This is a genomic window from Corynebacterium sp. HMSC05D08, from assembly GCF_001807215.1.
GTDB classification, from domain to species: Bacteria; Actinomycetota; Actinomycetes; order Mycobacteriales; family Mycobacteriaceae; genus Corynebacterium; species Corynebacterium striatum.
The window spans coordinates 181,490-196,620 of record NZ_KV788340.1 but is presented as its reverse complement, the minus strand read 5'-3'; the positions used below and the strand labels follow the sequence as shown (position 1 = coordinate 196,620).

14 protein-coding genes are annotated in these 15,131 nt (G+C 60.4%); 10 read left to right on the top strand and 4 right to left on the bottom strand.

Annotated elements, in window-relative coordinates; translation table 11 throughout:
• The first annotated feature begins 64 nt into the window (after positions 1-64).
• The 4 genes from HMPREF3148_RS08520 (at position 65) to HMPREF3148_RS08505 (ending at position 4,648) form a co-directional block, all read left to right on the top strand.
• The gene (locus HMPREF3148_RS08520) at positions 65-895 is read left to right on the top strand and encodes an indole-3-glycerol phosphate synthase TrpC (RefSeq protein WP_005528811.1); all 831 of its coding nucleotides are present in this window, start codon (positions 65-67) and stop codon (positions 893-895) included.
• Between the two features lie 29 nt (positions 896-924).
• Positions 925-1,821: a prolipoprotein diacylglyceryl transferase gene (gene lgt / locus HMPREF3148_RS08515; protein WP_005528812.1), complete on the top strand. Its 897-nt coding sequence runs from the start codon at positions 925-927 to the stop codon at positions 1,819-1,821.
• Between the two features lie 209 nt (positions 1,822-2,030).
• Complete coding sequence (pyk, locus tag HMPREF3148_RS08510) at positions 2,031-3,443, top strand: pyruvate kinase (RefSeq protein WP_034656957.1); 1,413 nt, start codon at positions 2,031-2,033, stop codon at positions 3,441-3,443.
• Positions 3,444-3,610: 167 nt separating this feature from the next.
• Positions 3,611-4,648 carry an HNH endonuclease signature motif containing protein gene (locus HMPREF3148_RS08505; protein ID WP_005528814.1) on the top strand — a complete coding sequence of 346 codons (1,038 nt, stop codon included), beginning with the start codon at positions 3,611-3,613 and terminating at the stop codon, positions 4,646-4,648.
• Between the two features lie 67 nt (positions 4,649-4,715).
• On the opposite strand, the gene HMPREF3148_RS08500 is transcribed toward HMPREF3148_RS08505, so the two are convergent.
• The gene (locus HMPREF3148_RS08500) at positions 4,716-7,103 is read right to left on the bottom strand and encodes a glycogen/starch/alpha-glucan phosphorylase (RefSeq protein WP_049062407.1); all 2,388 of its coding nucleotides are present in this window, start codon (positions 7,101-7,103) and stop codon (positions 4,716-4,718) included.
• Positions 7,104-7,190: 87 nt separating this feature from the next.
• Positions 7,191-8,393 (bottom strand): amidohydrolase, encoded by a 1,203-nt coding sequence (locus tag HMPREF3148_RS08495; RefSeq protein WP_005528816.1) that lies wholly within the window; start codon positions 8,391-8,393, stop codon positions 7,191-7,193.
• Positions 8,394-8,429: 36 nt separating this feature from the next.
• Between HMPREF3148_RS08495 and HMPREF3148_RS08490 the strand changes: the two genes are divergently transcribed.
• A complete protein-coding gene (locus tag HMPREF3148_RS08490; RefSeq protein ID WP_070508998.1) occupies positions 8,430-8,828 on the top strand; it encodes a hypothetical protein in 399 nt (132 codons plus the stop codon).
• Here HMPREF3148_RS08490 and HMPREF3148_RS08485 read toward each other — a convergent pair.
• Entirely contained in the window at positions 8,825-9,913 is a 1,089-nt protein-coding gene (locus tag HMPREF3148_RS08485; RefSeq protein WP_049062406.1) for a glycerate kinase, read from the bottom strand. The genes HMPREF3148_RS08490 and HMPREF3148_RS08485 overlap by 4 nt on opposite strands.
• Positions 9,914-10,040: 127 nt before the next feature.
• Between HMPREF3148_RS08485 and gdhA the strand changes: the two genes are divergently transcribed.
• Both gdhA and HMPREF3148_RS08475 read left to right on the top strand, forming a co-directional pair.
• Positions 10,041-11,387: an NADP-specific glutamate dehydrogenase gene (gene gdhA, locus HMPREF3148_RS08480; RefSeq protein ID WP_049152199.1), complete on the top strand. Its 1,347-nt coding sequence runs from the start codon at positions 10,041-10,043 to the stop codon at positions 11,385-11,387.
• Between the two features lie 138 nt (positions 11,388-11,525).
• Positions 11,526-12,221 carry a DivIVA domain-containing protein gene (locus HMPREF3148_RS08475; RefSeq protein WP_005528822.1) on the top strand — a complete coding sequence of 232 codons (696 nt, stop codon included), beginning with the start codon at positions 11,526-11,528 and terminating at the stop codon, positions 12,219-12,221.
• Between the two features lie 9 nt (positions 12,222-12,230).
• Here HMPREF3148_RS08475 and HMPREF3148_RS08470 read toward each other — a convergent pair whose 3' ends face one another.
• Complete coding sequence (locus HMPREF3148_RS08470) at positions 12,231-12,638, bottom strand: hypothetical protein (RefSeq protein ID WP_049152200.1); 408 nt, start codon at positions 12,636-12,638, stop codon at positions 12,231-12,233.
• A 335-nt stretch (positions 12,639-12,973) separates the two neighbouring features.
• On the opposite strand from HMPREF3148_RS08470, the gene HMPREF3148_RS08465 reads away from it, so the two are divergent.
• From HMPREF3148_RS08465 to mutM, 3 genes are read left to right on the top strand one after another with little or no spacing between them, the layout of a single operon-like run.
• Entirely contained in the window at positions 12,974-13,528 is a 555-nt protein-coding gene (locus tag HMPREF3148_RS08465) for a YceD family protein (protein ID WP_236081488.1), read from the top strand.
• Positions 13,525-14,295, top strand: a complete 771-nt coding sequence (rnc, locus tag HMPREF3148_RS08460) for a ribonuclease III (RefSeq protein ID WP_005528828.1) — start codon at positions 13,525-13,527, stop codon at positions 14,293-14,295. The genes HMPREF3148_RS08465 and rnc overlap by 4 nt, the downstream gene beginning before the upstream one ends.
• Positions 14,295-15,116 (top strand): bifunctional DNA-formamidopyrimidine glycosylase/DNA-(apurinic or apyrimidinic site) lyase, encoded by an 822-nt coding sequence (gene mutM, locus HMPREF3148_RS08455; RefSeq protein ID WP_049152201.1) that lies wholly within the window; start codon positions 14,295-14,297, stop codon positions 15,114-15,116. Before rnc ends, mutM begins: the two co-directional genes overlap by 1 nt.
• Positions 15,117-15,131 lie beyond the last annotated feature (15 nt).

Genomic DNA, 15,131 nt, shown 5'->3' with positions numbered 1-15,131 from the left:
GATTCGAGGTGTTGACGCGATAGCCTAAGTGTGATCTAAAACGCCCTTATGGAGGGAGGTGCTGATGTCCACACCTATCGCGGTAGACCACCTGATAGCAGGTGTGCTTGACGACGTCGCCGTGCGCGAGGCCCGTGTCTCCTTTCAGGACATCAAGGCTCGCTCCCGCTCCATGGAAGAGCCCCGTGACGTACGCGCTGCGCTGTTGCGTAACGGCTGCTCGATCATCACTGAAATCAAACGCGCCATTCCCTATGCGGGCGAAATCGCTCACTTGGACTCGCCGGAATCGGTGGCGGCGATGGCGCGCCAGCTGGCGGATACCGGCGTGCATTTGATGGCGTGCCAGACGGATAGGCGCCGTTTCCACGGTTCTTTGGAAGACATGCGCGCGGCGCGCTCAGCCATTGATATCCCGATGATTTGCCGTGACATCGTGGTGGACCCATATCAGATTCACGAGGCGCGCTGTTACGGCGCCGACGCCGTGCCGCTGCAGGTGGAGCTTTTGGAACAGGCACGTTTGGAGGCTCTGCTCGACCGCATCGAGTCCTTAGGGATGACGGCCATCTTGGAGGTCCGGTCCTGCGACGAGGTCGACCGCGCTATCAAAGCCGGCGGCAGCGTGGTGGCCATTAATGCGTGGTCGGTGGTCTCGGATGCGATTAACCGCGAGGCCTTTTCGGAGATTGTGCCGGGCCTGCCGGAATCGATTGTCCGCATCGCGATTGGTGGCGTGAATTCGCCGCGCAACGTGCTCTCCTATGCTTCGCAGGGGGCGGATGCGGTGTTGGTTGGCGAGGCGATCATGGCCGCCCAAGACCCAGCGGCTGCGGCACGTTCCTTGGTGGCGGCGGGCCAACACCCTGCGTGTCCCTCGCGCAAGATGGACTAGGCGGCGTCACATAGGGCAAACTGTTTAGCGTGCAAATCCTCGCGAATATCCCCTCCCCGCCGCAAGGCGTGTGGCATCTTGGTCCAATTCCGCTGCGTGCGTACGCATTCTGCATCATTGCAGGCATTCTGGTGGCGATGTGGATGACTCACCGGCGCTACGTAGCGCGCGGCGGCAACCCAGATGTGGTGTGGGATGCCGCGATTGTCATCATCCCGGCCGGAATCATTGGTGGGCGTTTGTACCACGTCATCACTGACCACGAGAAGTACTTCTGCGCGGACTGCAACCCGGTCGATGCGCTGAAAGTCACCAACGGTGGACTCGGCATCTGGGGCGCGGTGGCGCTTGGCGTGTTTGCTATCTGGGTCATGTTCAAGGTCAAAAAGGTGCCCATGGCGCCGTTTGCCGACGCCGTCGCCCCCGGCCTCATCCTGGCCCAAGCCATCGGACGCTTGGGTAATTGGTTCAACCAGGAACTCTACGGGCGCCCTACCGACGTTCCGTGGGCACTTGATATCTTCTACCGCGTTAACGAGGCGGGGGAGTACGCACCAGTCTCCGGGCACTCCACGGGCGAGGTTATGACCTCCGTGCATCCGACCTTCCTCTACGAACTGGTGTGGAACGTGCTCGTGTGCCTGTTCCTGTTGTGGGCGCAAAAAGCTTGGAAACTGGGCCATGGTCGTCTCTTTGCCCTCTACGTGGCGGGCTATACGTTGGGCCGCTTCTTCGTGGAGAACATGCGAGCCGACGAGGCCACGTTGGTATTCGGGTTGCGCATCAACGTCATTGTTTCGGTGGTTCTGTTTGTGGTGGCGCTCATTGTGTTCTTCCGTCTGCCGCGCGGGCAGGAAAGCCCGGAGGAAGTCAATCCACGCGGGGATGAGGGGGCGTCGTCAAGAGCGTCGGCTGAATCACACTAGGAATTTGGCAGCGTTTATGCTTCTTTGACGCGTGGCCATTCTGCCCGCTCACGCCCGTTTGTGACCGTTTTAAGGTCCTTTTTACCCGGTTTCCCAAAGATTTTTCTGTGGGCGTGAGGTTTTGTGTTGGCTTTTGCAGTGGCCGTTGAGCGCGAACGCGGGTACGTTGGGTGGCGTTAGCATTTCCGACGTGAATAGGGCTTTCAATGCTGGATAGAAGAACCAAAATCGTTTGTACTCTGGGACCGGCCGTGGCAAGCAAGGACGGAATCCTTGGCCTCGTGCGCGAGGGTATGGACGTAGCACGCCTCAATATGTCCCACGGTGATCACACCGATCACGAAGCCAACTACCGTTGGGTTCGTGAAGCAACGGACGAGACTGGCCGGGCAGTCGGCATCCTCGCCGACCTGCAGGGGCCAAAGATCCGTCTCGGTCGCTTCGTCAATGGCGAAGAGATGTGGGCAGACGGCGAAATCGTCCGCATCACCGTGGATGACGTCGAGGGCACTCACGACCGAGTTTCCACCACTTACAAGAACCTGGCCAACGACGCGAAGCCAGGTGACCGCCTGCTTATCGACGACGGCAAGGTCGCCGTTGTCTGTAAGGAAGTGGACGGCAACGACGTCGTATGCGAGGTCACCGAGGGTGGCCCAGTGTCTAACAACAAGGGTGTTTCCCTGCCAGGCATGGACATTTCCGTGCCTGCCCTGTCCGAGAAGGACATCGCCGACCTGCGCTTCGCCCTGAAGCTGGGCGTCGACATGATTGCGCTTTCCTTCGTGCGCTCGCCAGCTGACGTGGACTTGGTTCACGCCATCATGGATGAGGAAGGCCGTCGCATTCCTGTCATCGCGAAGCTGGAGAAGCCAGAGGCAGTCGATGCTCTGGAGTCCATCGTTCTGGCTTTCGACGCCATCATGATTGCTCGCGGCGACCTCGGCGTTGAGGTTCCGCTCGAGCAGGTTCCGCTCTTCCAGAAGCGCGCTATCCAGATTGCACGCGAGAACGCCAAGCCAGTCATCGTGGCTACCCAGATGCTGGATTCCATGATCAGCAACTTGCGCCCGACCCGTGCCGAGGCTTCCGACGTCGCCAACGCCGTCCTTGATGGCGCCGATGCCGTGATGCTCTCCGGAGAAACTTCCGTTGGTATCGACCCGCAGAACGTCGTCCGCACTATGAGTCGCATTGTCCAGAACGCTGAGTCTGGCGGACAGGTTCCGCCGCTGTCGCACGTTCCACGCACCAAGCGCGGCGTTGTGTCCTACTCGGCTCGCGATATCGCAGAGCGCCTCAACGCGAAGGCAATCGTTGCGTTCACCACCTCCGGTGACACCGCAAAGCGCGTCGCTCGTCTGCACTCCAAGCTGCCGCTGTTGGCCTTTACACCGGACCCAGCTGTCCGTTCGCAGCTTGCCCTGACCTGGGGCGCTCAGACCTTCTTGAGCGACGCTGTCGACTCCACTGACGACATGATGGCCACCATCGATCGTTCTCTGCTTGCTATGGAAAACTACAAGGAAGGCGACCTCATCGTGGTTATCGCCGGTACTCCTCCGGGAATCGCAGGCAACACCAACATGATTCAGTGCCACATGCTTGGTGAGAGCAACTAATTCTCACTCGTTGACTCCCTGCCTCGCGCAGGGGGTTTCGTGGTTTTGGGGATAACTTTGTTGTCGGGTCATCTGAGGCTGTGAAAAAGCAGATTTTTGCGGGAGTTATCCACAGGCTTAGAAATCGCTCTTGTAGGGGCCTGGGAGATGCTTCTAGCGTGTGAGGTATGAACCTTCAGACGTATTTTCAGGCGCGTGCCCTCGGCGTGGAACTCCTCGCCGAGGCAGCTGCGCTGAGTAAGTCTGACATGGTTTCCATGGGAGCCGCGCCTGACGACGCCGACTTCCTGCTCACCCTTACAGCGGTTTACTATGGCAAGACACCTTTTAGCCGCAAACAAGCGCGGGCGGTCGCCGGTGCGCGGCGCCAGCGCCATGGTCTCAGCACGCTGGGGCAGATTGAGAAGTATGTCTCGCGGGTGCGCGGCCAGCGACAAGCGTGGGACCTGCGCGTCGAGCTGTGCCAGACTCCGGGCAACCGCATCGACTTTGTCGCCCGCAAGCGACTGCGCGAAATCCTCACCCCACCGCAACCGGCTCCGAAGGTTACACACTCCCGTCACGCCAACGGACTCGGGTCCATCCGCATCACCGACACTGCGCTAACCATTGCCGACTTCCGCGCCCTGCTCCGTCATGCAGAAGGAGAGCTGGAAGGATTCCGGGCTTTGGTCGCAGGAGGAAGCGATAGCGGGGTAGTAAAAGTTCATACCTCGGCGATTGTGTATCTGGACCAGCTCGACCGCATCGTTGACGGCGACGGTGAGGAAGTCACCATCGAGCTCAGCAATGGTGCGGTCATGTCTGGGGCGCAGTATATTCAACGAGCGCTTTCCCACCATGGCGAGGCCGTGCTGGTGCATCCGCTGGAAGGGCCCATAGACGCTTTCCGGACTCAGCGCGTGGCCAACGATAAGCAGCGTGCAATCCTCAAAGCACGCTTCCGCCATTGCGTATGGCCAGGCTGTAAGGTGCCTTTCGACGAATGTCAGATCCACCATATCGAATCGTGGCGAGGTGGTGGGATGACTAACCTCGACAACCTGGTTCCGTTGTGCGCTTATCACAATGGCCTCAACCAAGACGACCCTGCCGGACCAGCCCACCGCGGACGTATCGGCCGGGTGGGCGGCCGGCTGGCCTGGATATCGCCCAAGTCAGGCAAGCCGGTGTTTATCAAACAAGACCTGCGGCCGCCGCCTTAAGATTCGACCACCACACGCGCAAAAGGCGCTAGGGAAGATCCCTAGCGCCTACTAGTCGTGCCTGCGGTTAGCGGTTAATCGGAGCGGGGTTGAGCTTCCACACTTCGTTGGCGTAGTCGGCAATCGTGCGGTCGGAAGAGAAGCGGCCAGACAGGCAGATGTTGAGCCATGCCTTTTTCGCCCAGTCGAGTGGGGCGGCGACGTAATCATTGGCCATACGGTCGCGTGCTTCGCGGTAGGACTCAAAGTCACCGAGGACGTAGTAGGTGTCCTGGGCATGTACTCCCTGGCCGTCGAGAAGCGAAGAGCGCAGGTCCCCAAACATGCCGGAATTCTCGTGGCCCAACGTGCCGTTGTTAAGCGCATCGAGGACACGCTTGAGGCCTCGAACCGTGTTGTACAGCTCGCCAGGGTTGTAGGATTCGCGCAGGGACGGAATCTCCTCGTTTCGTGCACCGAAGATGTAGGCGTTGTCCTCGCCAACGGCCTCCACGATCTCAACGTTCGCGCCGTCCATCGTGCCCAGCGTCAAAGCGCCATTCATCATGAATTTCATGTTGGACGTGCCGGAAGCCTCTTTACCAGCAACGGAAATCTGCTCGGAAACATCCGCCGCTGGGATGATGTGCTCGGCAGGAGAGACGTTGTAGTTCTCTACGAAGACCACGCGAATGATGTCGCGGGTGTCCTCGTCGTTATTCACCAACTCCGCAATGGCGTTGATGAGCTTGATGATTTCCTTGGCACGCACGTAACCCGGAGCCGCTTTGGCACCGAAGATGAAGGTACGTTTCGGTACGGATTCGCCGTCTTCCTTGATACGGAAGTACAGGTCCAAGATGTACAGGGCGTTCATGAGCTGGCGCTTGTACTCGTGCAGGCGCTTGATCTGAACGTCGAAAATCGAATCCGGATCTACCTCGGCGCCTTGGTGCTCCTTTACCCACTGGGCGAAGTCCACCTTGTTCTTGTGCTTGATCTCCATGAGCTTGCGCAGAACCTTCTCATTCTCCGCCAACTCAGCCAGCTCAGCGAGCTTGGTGAGGTCAGTGACCCACTCATCCGAACCGGACTGCTTGGTCAAAAGCTTGGCCAAGCGCGGGTTACACATCTTCAACCAGCGACGCGGGGTAACGCCGTTGGTCTTGTTGTTGAACTTCTCCGGCCACAGCTCGTGCCACTCGGACAGCGTGTCGGCCTTGATGATCTCCGTGTGCAGTGCAGCCACACCATTGATGGAGTACGCGGCGTAGCAGGCAATCCATGCCATGTGCACCTGGCCATTGGACACAGGCGCCATGTAGTCTATGCGCCCTTGATCGAGGCCCCTGGTAGCCATGTCCTCGCGGAAGCGGCGGTCGATTTCCTCCACGAGCTCCCAGATGCGCCAGAACAGCTTCTGGAAGATGGAGACTTCCCAGCTCTCCAGCGCCTCGGCCAGCACGGTGTGGTTGGTGTAGGCAAAGGTCTCGGTCACGACCTTCCACGCGTCGTCCCACGACAAATCGTGCTCATCAAGCAGCAAACGAAGCAGCTCCGGGATGGCCAGAACCGGGTGGGTGTCATTGAGTTGGATGCTGTTGTACTTAGCGAACCCGCGCAGGTCGGAACCGTGGTGCTCGATGTAGTTATCGATCATCGCCTGCAAGGACGCAGATACGAAGAAGTATTGTTGGCGAACGCGCAGCACCTTGCCCTCGTAGGTGGTGTCGTTGGGGTAGAGCACGCGGCAGATATCCATGACGCGCTCGCGCTCGACAATCGCGTCGGTGAAGCGCTGGGAGTTGAAGGCATCGTAATCGAACTCATTGATCGGTTCAGACTTCCACAAACGCAACGTACCCACGTTGTCGGTGCCGTAGCCAGTGATTGGCATGTCATAAGGAATCGCGCGGACGTCCATGTCGTCGAAGTGAACGCGGCGCTGCTCAGAAGCGCGACGAATCACAAACTCGTAGCCATTTTCCATCCACACATCTGGCTCCTCTTTCTGGTGGCCATTCTCGAAGGACTGGCGGAACAGACCGTAGCGGTACAACAGGCCATAGCCGGTCACCGGGTAATCCTGCGTGACCGCAGAGTCAAGGAAGCACGCTGCCAGGCGGCCAAGGCCACCGTTGCCGAGGGCCGCATCGTGCTCGGCTTCGAGGACGTCGGAAAGCTCGCGTCCGCCCTGTTTGGCGGCGGCCTTTGCCTCGTCGACGAGGTCCAGGTTCGTGAGGTTATTCAGGAGCGCGCGACCCTGCAGGAACTCGGCGGAGAAGTAGTGCTGCTGGCGGGTAGCGGCATAAGCGGCGCGGGTGGCCTCCCAGTTGTCGGCGATTTGCGCCATGACGGCAGAGGAAAGACCGGACCAGAACTTGCGGTCGGTCGCCGTGGTGGGGCGTACGCCGGCTGCGGAGCGCACGTGCGCAGGAACAGTGGACTGAAAAGCGGAGTGCTTTGGCTGGCTCAATGCTTCACCTATCCCTAAGAAGATAATTTCCGTGTGTCAGCTTAACGGTATCGGTTCAGTTGCGCTGGCATGCGCTTGGCGACGCCGCTATTTCCCCAAGTAGGCCAGCACCGCCGCGGCGGCTGCGCGGGTACCGGATTGAACGGTGGGGGCATAGTCCGGCAGGAACGTCGACTGGTGGTTGACTGGTGGATTGTCCGCGAATTCTGCGGGGGTGGAGCCGATGAACCAGAAGTAGTAGGGAACTCCCCAAGCCTGCGGTAGGTAGCAGAAGTCTTCGGATGCAGTGGAAGGAGAGGCAGTGACGGACTGTTCGTCGAAGACGGCGTCGAAGATGCTGCGGACGGTTTCGTGGGCGGCTAAGTCGTTGTCGGTGACCTCGCCGTGGGCGAAGTACTCGAAGGTCGGCGGAGTAGGAGCCCCAGAGGCCTCGCACTCGGCGCGCACCATGCGCTCCAGCGACGCGTAGACGCGGGTGGCGATTTCCGGCTTGTAGTAGCGCGTGTTGAGCACCAACTCGGCGGTCTCAGGGATGATGTTGTTCTTATCGCCTGAATGCAACTCGCCGACAGAAATAACGAAGAAGTCATGTGGAGCAACCTCGCGGCCCACGATGGCTTGCAGGCGAGTGACGATCATTGCCGCTATATATGTCGGGTCGATGCTCTCGTGGGGCATGGATGCATGCGCGGAGCGGCCAAAGACGCGGATGCGGAGCGAATCGCAGCCAGCCATGATAGCCCCAGGACGCGACTGCACGTCGCCCGCTTTACCCGGCATGATGTGCTGGCCCAGGCAGATGTCGGGCTTCGGTACACGGGAGGTCAGTGAGTCGGAAATCATGAACTTTGCGCCCATTGACGACTCCTCCGCCGGTTGGAATAGCGCGAGGAAGGTGCCGGTCCAGGCGTCGCGGTGGGCGTCGAGAAGCGCACATGCTCCCAGCAGAGTCGTGGTGTGCATGTCGTGGCCGCAGGCGTGCATCTTGCCGTTCGTGGCGGCAAAGTCGACACCCGTTTCCTCCGCGACAGGCAGCCCGTCGAAGTCCGCGCGCATCAGTGCCGTAGGGCCGTCGCCGTTGCGGAAGATCGCGACGATGCCGTGGCCGCCGATGGAGTCGACAATCTCGCAGTCGAAAGCGCGCAACTTCTCCAGGATGCGGCCCGCGGTTCGCTCCTCTTCGTGGGAGAGCTCGGGATGGCGGTGGAGGTCTTCGTAGAATTCGCGCTGCCAGCTTAGATCAACGCCGCTGGTCGTGAGGAGGTCTGCGATTTTAAGGGAGTCTGCCATAGCTAATCTTCTTCTAGTTTGGGTAGGGTTACCTACATGCCAATTATTCAGTTTGATGTCCTTGTGCCGGATACCCAAGCCGAGCGCGTCGCCGAAGTCTTTAGCACCGCCACTCAGAAGCTCCTAGATAACGGAACTCTGTCTGCCGCAAACGTTACTCGCGTGGCCGATCCCAGAATCCCAGAGGGCCTTGATGCGCAGCTGCGCCAGACCTACCGCGATGAGCACGAGGATCGCGAGCTAGAAGACGCTAACGTTTACCGCTACGACATCAACGTCGAAGGAGTAAAAGGCTCCGTCAATCAGCTGACGATGGTGCTCGCGCGCCTGCTTACCCCGCACGCGGTGCTCCCGAAGGACCACGTCTTGTTGGAAGACGAGGTGGCACACGAGCGTCCTGCTATCTTCCCATGGTCCGTCCAGGTGCAGCCCTAGCTTGCAAACTTAGCTGCTAGCTGGATGGCTGCTTCACGCAGTTGCTCGATGACGTCGCCTTCCTCACCCAGCTCCACGCCTATCGCTCCGTCGGGCAGTGGGGCGTCGATGCTACCGGCGATGATGCCTAGGGGAGTCTCGTCCGCCAGGTCCGTGAGGGTTCCCACGACCTTGCCGGTGAGCGACTGCTCGTCGAAGCGGCCTTCACCGGTGACGATGAGGTCTGCCTGAGAAATCTTCTCGGGCAGGCCCATTTTTTCTGCCACATAAGCTCCGCCGGCAAGCAACTCGAAGTGCTCGTCGTTGCCCCACAGCGTTTCCGAGAGCCAGCGCAGCGCGATGGGGATGCCGCCTGCGGCGCCGAAGGATTCGGCTTTTTCGTCGACGCCCGTTACCTCGCACAGCCGCAGCAGCGCACCCGCGAGCAATGCAACTTGTTCGCCCTCGGCTCCCTTTTGTGGGCCGTACATGGTGGCGGCCTGGACAGGGATGGCGCGGGTATCAGCGAGGAGCGTGTAGTCGAGCGCGCCCGCCTTGATGTTGAGCTGTGCAGTATCGATGCTTGCCAGGCGCACCAGCGGGGCTCCGCCCTTTGGCAGGGCATAGCCACGGTCATCGTGAGCCGCCGCGCCCAGCGCCGCAAGGATGCCCATGCCGCCGTCGATGGTGGCGCTGCCGCCGAGGCACAGCACGATCTGCTTGGCGCCGCGCGACTCCGCGTCAGCGATGAGTACACCTGTGCCGTAGGAATCCGAGTGCAGCGGGTTCAACGCGTCGGCGACGGCGGGCAAACCGGTGGCGGAGGCGACGTCGATAAGCGCTTGCTCGCCGGCCAGGTAGTAGCTGGCCTCGGTGAGTCGGCCCACGGCGTCGGTAGTCGGAAGCGTGATGGTCTGCACTTCAGCTCCGAAAAGGGCGGCGGCGTTAGCGAGGATTTCTGCTGTGCCTTCGCCGCCATCGGCCATGGGGAGGGTGGTGATGGTGGCGTCGGGAAGCGCGGCGCGCAAGCCCCCAGCGATGGCTGCGGCGGCTTGGGCTGCGCTTGCCGTTCCTTTGAAAGAGTCTGGTGCGACGATTATATGCATGCGGAAAAGTATAGGCGTAGGGGTGTTTCTGCTCATACCGAGTTGCATTTTTGGTCGATTAATAGAAAACTATTTCTTGTTCTGCAAGACATCAGCCGCCCTGCGGCCGCAGCGAAAGGTGACCCACGTGTCGATCGACCAGCAAATCTCCGAATACTACGACAAGCTCCTCAAGCGCAACGCCGGTGAGCCAGAGTTCCACCAGGCATTGTTCGAGGTCTTGGATTCCCTCAAGATAGTCTTGAATAAGGATCCTCACTACGCTGATTACGGCCTCGTTGAGCGCCTGTGTGAGCCGGAGCGTCAGCTGATTTTCCGTGTTCCGTGGACCGACGACCAGGGCAACATTCACGTCAACCGTGGCTTCCGCGTTCAGTTCAACTCCGCGCTTGGCCCGTACAAGGGCGGCCTGCGTTTCCACCCGTCCGTGAACCTAGGGATCATCAAGTTCCTGGGCTTTGAGCAAATCTTCAAGAACTCCCTGACCGGCCTGCCCATCGGCGGCGGCAAGGGTGGCTCTGACTTCGACCCGAAGGGCAAGTCCGACGCCGAAGTCATGCGCTTCTGCCAGTCCTTCATGACTGAGCTGCACCGCCACATCGGCGAATATCGCGACGTTCCTGCGGGCGACATCGGCGTCGGCGGCCGCGAGATTGGCTACCTGTTTGGTCAATACCGTCGCCTGGAAAACAAGCACGAATCCGGCGTCCTTACCGGTAAGGGGCTGACCTGGGGTGGTTCCTTGGTGCGCACCGAGGCTACCGGCTACGGCCTGGTCTACTTGACCTCCGAGATGATGAAGGCCCACGGCGAGTCCTTCGAGGGGGCAAGGGTCATCGTCTCCGGTTCCGGTAATGTGGCCATCTACGCCGCAGAGAAGGTTCAACAGCTCGGCGGCACCGTCGTAGCGATGTCTGACTCCGCTGGTTACGTTACCACCCCGAATGGCGTGGACATCGAGCTGATTAAAGACATTAAGGAAGTCCGCCGCGAGCGCATTTCCGCCTATGCTGCAGAAGCCGGCGAGGGAGTGGAGTACCACGCAGGTGGCAACATCTGGGAGGTTGCTGCCGACGTCGCCCTGCCTTGCGCAACTCAGAACGAACTCGACGTCGACTCTGCTAAGGTCCTGGCAGCGAACGGCGTCCGCTACGTCGCTGAAGGAGCAAATATGCCGTGTACCGCGGATGCTGTCCACTACTTCTTGGGCTCTGACGTGAACTTCGCGCCGGGCAAGGCCGCTAATGCCGGCGGCGTTGCAACGTCTGCTCTGGAGATGCAGCAGAACGCTTCGCGTGACTCTTGGTCCTTCGATTACACGGACCAGCGCCTGCACGAGATCATGTCAAACATCTTCAAGAACATCGACAAGACTGCCAGGGAATACGACATGGCAGGCGACTACGTCGCTGGTGCGAACATCGCCGGCTTTAAGAAGGTTGCTGACGCGATGCTCGCCCAGGGTGTCATCTAAGACTTAAGGTACCTGCATAAGTAGAAAGAGCTCTCCGGGGCTCTTTTTTCATGTCAACTTCAAGTCGAACTTGAGATTTTTGTCTAAAGTGCCGCGTGGGATACGTGTGACGAAAGTTTCTTTGGTTACTCTGAGCGCATGTACCGCGTATTTGAGTCCCTCGATGAACTTGTTCGCAACCTGGAGCAGGCTTACTCCGTTCCCATGACCGCCAACTGCATGGTCCCGCGCCACGAAATGCTGGCGCTTCTTGACGACCTTCGTAACGCCCTACCTGTCGAAATGGACGACGCCCAAGACGTCCTCGATAAGCAGGACGAAATCCTGGCTGGCGCCGAGGAGCGCGCCGCCCAGATTGTCGCCGACGCCAACGCACAGGCTGATGAGATCATGTCCCGCGCGCAGGAAGACTCTGACGCCATGCTTTCCGACGCCCAGCACCGTTCCACCACCATGGTGGCTCAGGCAGAAGACGACGCCAGTGCCATGATCGAAAGCGCCCGTGCCGACGCGGACCGCACCATCGCACAGGGCAACAAGGAGTACGAGCGCAGCGTCGCTGCCGGCCAGGCCGAGCAGGACCGCTTGGTCTCCGAGTCTGAGGTGGTTCGCCGCTCCAACGACGAGGCACACCGCATCGTCGAGACCGCCCACACCGAGTCCAACCGCCTGCGCACCGAGTGCGACGAGTTCGTTGATTCCAAGCTGGGCGAGTTCGAGTCCACGCTGTCTGGCCTGCTGCGCACCGTTAATTCTGACCGCCAGGCGCTGCGTCGTGGCGCCGGTGTGCGTGCGCGCGGCACCGAGCGCAGCTCGGAACGCTACGAGCGTTAAATCCTGTCCCTAGCGGGGTTCTGCTAGGGACGTCGCCAGTGGCCCCTGCTGGTGGCCAGACGGTCTGTCGTACACCGCCTGGCCATCAGCAGGGGTCGTTGTCTTTGCTGCGGCGGCAATAGCGGCACTCACGAAGGCAGGGAGCCCGAAGATGGCCCAAAGAAGCGGGCACATGCTCGACGGGCTGGATGCGAAGGCGTCGAACTGCGTGAACGCTTCGACGACGTACATCAGGGCGACCATCGTGCTGATTCCGGCAATCGTCGAGGCGGTAGTCATGAATACGCCCGCCACCGATTCGCGGGAATACCACGTCAGCCAGCCCACACCAACGCCGAGTGCGGCGGAGGCGACGATGATAGTGACGTCGAAAGGCAGTGGCAGCGCGAAGAACGCTCCGAGAATCATCCCGAGCATCAATCCGCGCCTTGCGACCGAGCGCAGCGGGTATCCCTGAGTAGTGCGTTTGGCATGGCGATGCCAATAAGCTGCGACACCAACGAGCAGGCACACGGGAGCGACGCAGTAGAGGGGAAACGCCCAACCAAGCTGGGACAATTCGCCGGGCAGGCCTGCGGTGTCGAAATTCATAAGATCTAGCGTAGGGGCGTTTAGGTCATGTGTGAACCCTATAAACATGGTGCATAGGGGCTTGTGCGGTGGGTTTCAGGCAATCCCCAGGTATGGTTACGGCGGCTAGGTGCGGCGTCGGCTAAGAGTATGACGCCCCACAGGGTAGGCTATGAGGCGTTATGGCAGATGTATTGGAATCACCGCTGAAATTTAATGTGGCCGAGTTGCTGCGCAGCCAGGGCGCTGCCGCGATGCCTGAGCAGCGCGTGCAGAAGGGACCCGCGCCGGAGCGCATCGGTGTGGAAATGATCGCCGTCGAAAAGGGCGACGAAATCACCGTTGACGCCACCTTGACGCCGCTGGGATCGGGCGTGCTTGTCGATGCCGCCGTTACCGGCACCCTCACCGGGGAGTGCGCGCGGTGCCTCAAGGAGCTCCATCCGGACCTGGACCTCCACGTATCGCAAGTATTCGCCGCGGATGAGGACTTCATTGGCGGCGACGAAGCCGACGCCGAGGACCAAGGCTCGGGCGACGAAGTCCCGGAAATCGTCAACGACGAGCTCGACCTTCTGCAGACCGTCATTGATGAGGCGGGCCTCGGCTTGCCCTTCGCACCGGTGTGCGAGAACGGCTGCGACATCGAAACCCCAGAGGGTGTCACCACCGGAGTATCCGGTGAGGAGGAAGATAAGGTCGATCCTCGATGGTCCGGACTGGAGAAGTTCCTGTGAGCAAGAAAAATAAGCTAACCGGTGAAGAGGCTCTCGAGCAAGCATATGCTGCGGTCGACCATGCGCCGCTTCTGAAGTCTTTGGGCGTCGAGCTGGCCGATGAAAACCTGCGTCTGGCCCTGACGCACCGCTCTTTTGCCAACGAAAACGGCTACCTTCCCAACAACGAGCGGCTCGAGTTCTTAGGCGATGCAGTCCTCGGATTGTCTGTGGCTTCGAAGCTGTACGAGCAGTACCCGTCGCGTCCGGAGTCGGATATCTCGAAGATGCGTGCTTCCATCGTGTCTCGCTACGGCTTGTCCGATATCGCCCGCGAGATCGAGCTTGGCCAGCACATTCTGCTGGGCAAGGGCGAGCAGTCCACGGGCGGTCGCGACAAGGATTCCATCCTTGCGGATACCACCGAGGCCATCTTTGGCGCCATCTACCGCCAGTACGGCTTTGAAACCGCACGCGACGTCATCCTGCGTCTGTTCCAGAAGAAGATCGACAACGCTGTCGTCTCCGGTCGCCACATGGACTGGAAGACCAACCTGCAGGAACTCTGCGCTGAGCTCAAGGCGCCGATGCCGGTCTACACCGCGACGTCGACGGGCCCTGAGCATGATCAAACCTTCACCGCTGTGGCTACCGTCGCCGGCCTGACCGTAGGAAATGGTGTGGGCCACAACAAGAAGCTGGCCGAGCAGCAGGCCGCGCAAGAAGCGTGCCAAACGCTGCGCGAGACTCCGCTTCTCGTACAGGGCACCGCCAACCGCGAGCTTTAATGCCGGAGCTGCCCGAAGTTGAGTCAGTCCGCCGCGGGTTGGAGGGTTACCTTCCCGGGCGGACTTTCGAGCGCGTTGAAGTCCTGCACCCGCGCGCGAACCGTGGGCAGGAAGGTCCTCTCGACCAGCTGTTGGTGGGGCGGGAGATAGGCGGCGTCGCAAGGCGCGGCAAATTCATGTGGATTGAGTTCGCCGACGAGAATCTCCACGACCCCGGTCGCGACGTCCTCTTCGTGCACTTGGGCATGTCCGGCCAGATGCGGGTGGGGGAGACGAACTCGAAACATGTGCGGATCAGGGCGTCGTTAAGCGGCGGTGTGAACCTGTACTTTATTGATCAACGTACTTTTGGCTACTGGTTGTTGGCCCCGTGGCTGAAGATTGCGCACATCGCCCCGGACCCCCTCGAACCTGACTTCGACATCGTCGCGGCCGCGCGGCGGATTCGCGCAAAGAAAACCGCGGTGAAGACCGCCCTGCTGGACCAGACGGTGGTTTCGGGCATCGGCAACATCTATGCCGACGAGGCTTTGTGGGCCGCGCAGGTGCAGCCCCAAAAGAAGGCTTCTACACTGCGGCAACGTGACGCTATAGCGCTTATCGACGCCGCCGCCTCCGTCATGCGCGCCGCCCTCAAGGTCGGTGGCACGAGCTTCGATGCCTTGTACGTCAACGTCAATGGTGAGTCGGGGTATTTTGAGCGATCCCTGCACGCGTATGGGCGCACCGGAGCGCCGTGCGACAGGTGCGGAACCGAGTTGGTGCGCGTCGTAGTGGGTGGTAGATCCACCCATTTTTGCCCCCGCTGCCAGACCTATTAATGGATCGATAGGGGA

Bases quoted from the DNA above. Each gene is read 5' to 3' on its own strand.
- HMPREF3148_RS08475 (WP_005528822.1), top strand. From the start codon at position 11,526: ATGTACCGCGTATTTGAGTCCCTCGATGAACTTGTTCGCAACCTGGAG.
- HMPREF3148_RS08470 (WP_049152200.1), bottom strand. From the start codon at position 12,638: ATGCTCGGGATGATTCTCGGAGCGTTCTTCGCGCTGCCACTGCCTTTC.
- HMPREF3148_RS08505 (WP_005528814.1), top strand. From the start codon at position 3,611: ATGAACCTTCAGACGTATTTTCAGGCGCGTGCCCTCGGCGTGGAACTC.
- HMPREF3148_RS08465 (WP_236081488.1), top strand. From the start codon at position 12,974: ATGGCAGATGTATTGGAATCACCGCTGAAATTTAATGTGGCCGAGTTG.
- HMPREF3148_RS08490 (WP_070508998.1), top strand. From the start codon at position 8,430: ATGCCAATTATTCAGTTTGATGTCCTTGTGCCGGATACCCAAGCCGAG.
- HMPREF3148_RS08520 (WP_005528811.1), top strand. From the start codon at position 65: ATGTCCACACCTATCGCGGTAGACCACCTGATAGCAGGTGTGCTTGAC.
- HMPREF3148_RS08495 (WP_005528816.1), bottom strand. From the start codon at position 8,393: ATGGCAGACTCCCTTAAAATCGCAGACCTCCTCACGACCAGCGGCGTT.
- mutM (WP_049152201.1), top strand. From the start codon at position 14,295: ATGCCGGAGCTGCCCGAAGTTGAGTCAGTCCGCCGCGGGTTGGAGGGT.
- HMPREF3148_RS08485 (WP_049062406.1), bottom strand. From the start codon at position 9,913: ATGCATATAATCGTCGCACCAGACTCTTTCAAAGGAACGGCAAGCGCA.